General features: G+C 75.6%; 1 protein-coding gene. It reads left to right on the top strand.

What is annotated here, in order from left to right; translation table 11 throughout:
* Positions 1-12: 12 nt before the first annotated feature.
* Positions 13-1,691, top strand: a 1,679-nt coding sequence (locus AB0I16_RS35765) for an SDR family NAD(P)-dependent oxidoreductase (RefSeq protein WP_363253858.1), incomplete at its 3' end; no start/stop codon positions are given.

Here is a 1,691-nt window from a genome sequence, read left to right as displayed (position 1 = left end):
ACGGACGAGGGCGTGACCACGTTCGTCGAGGTCGGCCCCGGCGGCACCCTGGCCGCGCTCGGGCAGGAGACCGCGCCGGAAGCGACCTTCGTACCAACGCTGCGCGGCGACCGTCCCGAAGCGGTGGCCGCCACGACGGCGGTCGGCCGGCTGCACGTGTGCGGTGTCGACGTCGACTGGGAGGCGTTCCTCGCCGGTCGGGGTGCTCGGCGCGTGGACCTGCCGACGTACGCCTTCCAGCGGGAGCGCTTCTGGCTGGACACCCCGGACGCCGCCCACGGTGCTGAGCACGTATCGCCGGTGGAGGCACGGTTCTGGGAGGTCGTGGAGGAGGGCGACATCGCGGATCTCGCCCGCACGCTGGGCGTGTCGTCCGACGACCCGCTGAGCGCCGTGCTCCCCAGCCTCTCCGCGTGGCGCAGGAAGCAGCGCGACCGGTCCACGGCCGACGGCTGGCGGTACCGCGTCGACTGGCGTCGGGTGGCCGTGGAGAGCCGGCGGTCGGACGGTGCTTGGCTGGTCGTCGCGGCGGCCGGTGAGGAGCGTGCCGAGTGGGTCGGTGACGCGCTCACGCGCAAGGGCGCGGACGTGCGTGTCCTGCACGTGGACCCGCAAGGCGGTGGATGGGAACGGGAGCTGGGGGAGCCGTCGGGCTTGACGGGCGTGGTCTCGCTGCTGGGGCTCGCCGACGCCGGTGAGTCGACCGTGCCCGCGGGCGTCGCCGCCACCGTCCGTCTGCTGCGGGCGCTCGGCGACGTGGACGTGCCGCTGTGGTGCCTCACGTCGGGCGCGGTCTCGACCGGCACCGACGACACGGTCACCGGGTTCGAGCAGTCGATGCTGTGGGGTCTCGGCCGGGTGGCCGCCCTGGAGCAGCCCGGCCGCTGGGGCGGTCTCGTCGACCTGCCGGAAACGCGGGACGAGGAGACCGGCGACCTGCTGGAAACGTGGGACGAGGGGACCGGCGACCTGCTGGCTTCCGTGCTCGCGGCGGCCGGGGCCAGCGGCGAGGACCAGATCGCGCTGCGCGGCGGCCACGTGCTGAGCCGCAGGCTGACACCCGCCCCGGTGGGCGGGGCCGGCGAGGCGCCCGGCACGGGCTGGTCGCCGCGTGGCACGGTCCTCGTCACCGGCGGTACCGGAGCCCTGGGCGCGCACGTCGCCCGGTGGCTGGCCGGCCAGGGCGCCGCACACCTGCTCCTGACCAGCAGGCGCGGTCCTGCCGCAGAGGGCGCGGACGAGCTGTGCGCCGAACTGACCGCGCTCGGCGCCCGGGTCACGATCGCGGCCTGTGACGCGGCCGACCGGAACGCGCTGGCGGACGTACTCGCCTCGGTCCCCGCCGAGTTCCCGCTCACCGCGGTCGTCCACGCCGCGGGCATCGAACGCTCCGCCGCCCTCGCCGACCTCGACCCGGACGACCTCACCGGGTTCGCCGACGTACTGACGGCCAAGGCCGACGGGGCGCGGAACCTGCACGAACTGCTCACCGGCACACCCCTGGACGCGTTCGTCCTGTTCTCCTCCATCTCCGGTGTCTGGGGCAGCAGCGGGCAGGGCGCGTACGCGGCTGCCAACGCCTACCTGGACGGTCTCGCCGACCACCGCCGGGCCGCGGGCCTGCCCGCGACGGCCGTCGCGTGGGGGCCGTGGGGCGGCGGTGGCATGGTCGCGACCGACGCGCAGGCCGC

Source organism: Streptomyces sp. NPDC050703 (assembly GCF_040654435.1).
Lineage (GTDB): Bacteria > Actinomycetota > Actinomycetes > Streptomycetales > Streptomycetaceae > Streptomyces.
The sequence above is the reverse complement of the archived record's forward strand: the minus strand, read 5'-3'. Positions and strand labels throughout refer to the sequence as shown.